This is a genomic window from Streptomyces flavofungini (genome assembly GCF_041028215.1).
In the GTDB taxonomy this organism is placed as follows: domain Bacteria; phylum Actinomycetota; class Actinomycetes; order Streptomycetales; family Streptomycetaceae; genus Streptomyces; species Streptomyces flavofungini_B.
In genome coordinates this window covers 1-3,810 of record NZ_JASKYR010000779.1, presented here as the reverse complement: position 1 = coordinate 3,810, position 3,810 = coordinate 1, and the positions used below count along the sequence as shown (strand labels likewise).

Sequence of the window (3,810 nt, the reverse complement as noted above, 5' to 3'; positions counted from 1 at the left end):
GGGCGGGACGTCGGCGTGCCCTTGGTCCGGGGTGAGCCTGAACACGATCGTGCCGTCGGTCCGGGGGGCCGAAACAAGTGGTCGGCTGGTCCGGGGCGAGCCGGAAGACGATCGTGCCGTCGGTCGGGGTTTGCCGGAAGACGATCGTGCCGTCGGCCGGGGTCCGCCGGAAACAAGCGGTCCGTCGGTTCGGGGTGAGCCGGAAAATGATCGTGCCGTCGGCCGGGGTTCGACGGAAACAAGCGTGCCGCGTCGGCTATGTTCGCTCTAGAGTTCGATCCATGATGACCTCGAAGCCGCTCTCCCACGACCGCTACTGCGACGAAGTCGCCCGTCAGATAAGCCTGTTGCGGGAAACACTGGACGGCGCCGACCTCTCCGTGACCGTGCCGACCTGCCCCGACTGGACACTCGCGCGGCTCGCGCGGCACATGGGCGGCGCGGTGCGCTGGAGCGAGCGCCTGGTCGCGACCCGTGCCGAGCGGAACATCCCCGCCGAGGAGATCCCGGAGGCCGGTGGGCCCGACGGCGACGACCCGGCGGCGCTCGACGCCTGGCTGGCCGAGACCGCCGCGCTCGGCGAGAAGACCTTCCGCGACGCGGGCGCCGACGCCGCCGCGTGGTCGTGGACGGACGACCACACCGCCGGGTTCTGGGCCCGGCGCATGACGCACGAGCTCGCGGTCCACCGCGCGGACGCGGCGATCGCCACCGGTGTCCCGTACGAACTGGCGCCTGAGCTCGCCGCCGACGCGATCGACGAGTGGCTGGACATCGTGCGGTTCGTCCAGCGCGCCGACCCGTCCGACAGCGCCGCCGAGCTCAGGGGCGCCGGGCGCGGCTCCCTCCATCTGCACGCGACCGACGCCCCGGAGGGGCTCGGCGCCGAGTGGCTCATCGAGTTCGGCGACGACGGCTTCACCTGGCGGCGCGGCCACGAGAAGGCGGCGGTCGCGCTCCGCGGCCCGCTCACCGAGGTACTGCTCGCCTTCTACCGGCGACGGCCGCTGGACGCCGGGCAGGCCGAGGTCATCGGCGACCGGGACCTGCTCGACTTCTGGCTGGAGCGCGCGACGTTCGGCTGACGCCGGGACCGCTACGAGGCTTACGCGGCACCGGAGGCGCTACGAGGCTTACGCGGCACCGGAGGCGCCGGACAGCAGCGAGGCCAGTGCGTCCGGCGCCTCCTCCACCGTGTCGACGAGGGCGATCCGGGGCTCCATGGACCTGCCGCGCGCGAGCGCCTGGAGGAGCGGCCAGACCGGCAGGTGGCCGGTCCAGTGCGCGCGGTCGACCAGGACCATCGGCGTGGGTTCGCCGCGCGACTCGTAGTAGTTCGGGGTCGCGTTGTCGAAGACCTCCTGGACCGTGCCAGCCGCTCCCGGGAGGAATATCACACCCGCGTTCGAACGGGCCAGGAGACCGTCCTCACGGGTCGCGTTGGCGAAGTACTTGCCCAGGTGCGAGGCGAAGGCGTTCGGCGGCTCGTGGCCGTAGAACCAGGTGGGAATGCCCACCGAGGCGCCGCCGGCGGGCCAGCGCTCGCGGACCGCGAAGGCCGCGCGCGCCCACTCGGTCACCGACGGCGCGAACGTCGGCGCCTTGGCGAGCAGTTCGAGCGCCTCGTCCAGCATCTCGTCGTCATGGACGGCGGCGTACGCGCCGAGGTTCGCCGCCTCCATCGCGCCGGGACCGCCGCCCGTGGCCACGGTGAATCCCGCGCGGGCCAGCGAGCGGCCGAGCCTGGCCGCACCCGCGTAGGCGTCCGTGCCGCGCTCCATCGCGTGGCCGCCCATGACGCCCACCACGCGCGCGTGGACCAGCAGTTCGTCCAGGGCGTCGGAGATGGAGTCGTCGTGGATGGCGCGCAGCATCGACGAGAGGACGTCCCCGTCGGCCTTGGTGCGCTGGAACCACTCGTAGGCGTGGGCGTCCGGGGTCGCCTCGTAACCGCCGTCGGCGAGCCCCGCGAACAGGTCGTCGGGGGAGTAGAGCAGGCCGCGGTAGGGATTGAACGGCAGCCCGGGGACCGGCGGGAAGACCAGTGCTCCTGAGGCTCGGACCCGCGCCGCCGCGTCCTCCTCCATCGGGCAGCCGAGGAAGACGGTGTCCGTGACGTCCGCGCCCATGAGCGCGTCGGTGCGCTCCGTCAGGTCGACGGCCTGGACGCGGCTCCCGGCGAGCGCCCCGCGCGCGCTGACCTCGTCGAACTCGGCGAGCGTCTCGATCTCGCGGTCGTCGCCGGGCTGTTGCGGGGAGCGCGGGCGCTGGAGGGCGGATGCGTGTTCGGGGGTCGGCTGCATCCGCCCATGCTAAGCAGCACCACTCGGGCCAAGCTCCGTCAGCCCCGCGCGCCGGTCCGTCAGCCCCGCGCCCCGGCCCGTCAGCCCCGCGTCCTCGCCCGTCAGCCCTGCACCTCGGAGGGGTCCATCCACATGATCTCCCAGGTGTGGCCGTCGAGGTCGTCGTAGGCGCGGCCGTACATCGTGCCGTAGTCCTGGACCTTGCCCGCCGTGCCACCCGCGGCGACCGCCTTGTCGACGAGCTCGTCGACCTTCTCGCGGCTCTCGGCGCTCAGACAGATCAGCGTCTCGCTGGTCTTCGTGGCGTCCGCGATCTCCTTCTGCGTGAACTGCGCGTAGTGCTCCTTGCTCAGCATCATCGCGATGATGGTGTCGCTGATGACCACGCACGCGCAGTCGTCCGTGGAGAACTGCGGGTTGATCGAGTAGCCGAGCTCCGTGAAGAACTTCCGCGACGCGGCGACGTCGTTCACGGCGAGGTTCACGAAGATCATCTGCTGGTACATGAGTGTCTCTCCCGGTGAGTGCGTGTGCTTACGGAGGCTTAGACATCCGTTCGACACGGAACTCATCGCCCCGGGGCGGAGAATTTTCGCGCTCGTTCTCAGCGGGCCAGTGGCAGCGCGGCCAGTTCCGCGACGGCCCAGGTCAGCGGCGCGAACAGGGCTGTGAGCGCGGCAGCGCGGAGCGCCGCCGAGCCGCGCAGCGCCGTCGCGGGCGCACCGAACCGCAGCATGGCCCGGGTGGTCCGCGTACGGGACTGCCTGGCCTCGACGGCGGCCGTGGCGAGGGTCAGCACGGCGCACCCCGCGACGAGCAGCGCGCCGAGCGCCGTGAGCGGTCCGACGGCGGTGCGCGGCGCCGCGTACAGGGCGGTCGAGGCGTACGCGGCCGAGGCCACCGCGCACAGCACGCCGAGCGGACGCCCGATGCGCCGCGCCTCCTCCTGGAGGACGCGCCCCGCGAGCAGCCGCACCGCGCCGGGCCGTACCGCCTGGAGGAGCAGCCCGCAGAGGTAGGTGAGGCCGGGTCCCGCGAGGGCGAGGCCGAGCGCGGTCAGCGCCCAGCCGACGAGGACTCCCGCCGGGTTGCCCGCGGCGCCGCCCGGGATGCGGAAGCCGGAGCCGCCGGGCGAGCGGCCCGCGTAGGTCTCCACGGCGAGGCCCGCGGCCAGCAGGGCGATGCCCCACGGCAGGCCGCCGGGCGGCGAGGCGGGGGCSDCCGGCGGCTCGGCGGCGCGGGCGTCCTCCTCGGTGGTGGACTTCTTCGCGGGGCGCGGGCGCAGCACGGCGGCGCTCGCGGCCGACGCGGTGACCGGGACCACCAGGAGCAGGGTCAGGGCGGCGCCGAGCGGCAGCGGCAGCTTGGCGGCGAGCAGTCCCGCGGCGGCGCCGTCGAAGGGCAGCCCGGACAGGTCGCCGCGCAGATGCAGGAAGACGAGCAGCGCCACCATCGAACCGAGCGTGCAGGCCACGGCCGTGGAGATGGCGGCGAGCACGGTCAGGCG

4 protein-coding genes are annotated in these 3,810 nt (G+C 73.4%); 1 reads left to right on the top strand and 3 read right to left on the bottom strand.

Annotation, left to right across the window (positions count from 1 at the left end; translation table 11 throughout):
- Positions 1-281: 281 nt before the first annotated feature.
- Positions 282-1,085, top strand: coding sequence for a maleylpyruvate isomerase family mycothiol-dependent enzyme (locus AB8Z36_RS34285; RefSeq protein ID WP_440582076.1), 804 nt, complete (start codon positions 282-284; stop codon positions 1,083-1,085).
- A 48-nt stretch (positions 1,086-1,133) separates the two neighbouring features.
- On the opposite strand, the gene AB8Z36_RS34280 is transcribed toward AB8Z36_RS34285, so the two are convergent.
- From AB8Z36_RS34280 to AB8Z36_RS34270, 3 genes are all read right to left on the bottom strand, one after another.
- Positions 1,134-2,303 carry an LOG family protein gene (locus AB8Z36_RS34280; protein ID WP_369217291.1) on the bottom strand — a complete coding sequence of 390 codons (1,170 nt, stop codon included), beginning with the start codon at positions 2,301-2,303 and terminating at the stop codon, positions 1,134-1,136.
- Positions 2,304-2,404: 101 nt separating this feature from the next.
- Positions 2,405-2,809, bottom strand: coding sequence for a VOC family protein (locus AB8Z36_RS34275; protein ID WP_369217290.1), 405 nt, complete (start codon positions 2,807-2,809; stop codon positions 2,405-2,407).
- A 98-nt stretch (positions 2,810-2,907) separates the two neighbouring features.
- Positions 2,908-3,810, bottom strand: a 903-nt coding sequence (locus AB8Z36_RS34270) for a hypothetical protein (RefSeq protein WP_369217289.1), incomplete at its 5' end; no start/stop codon positions are given.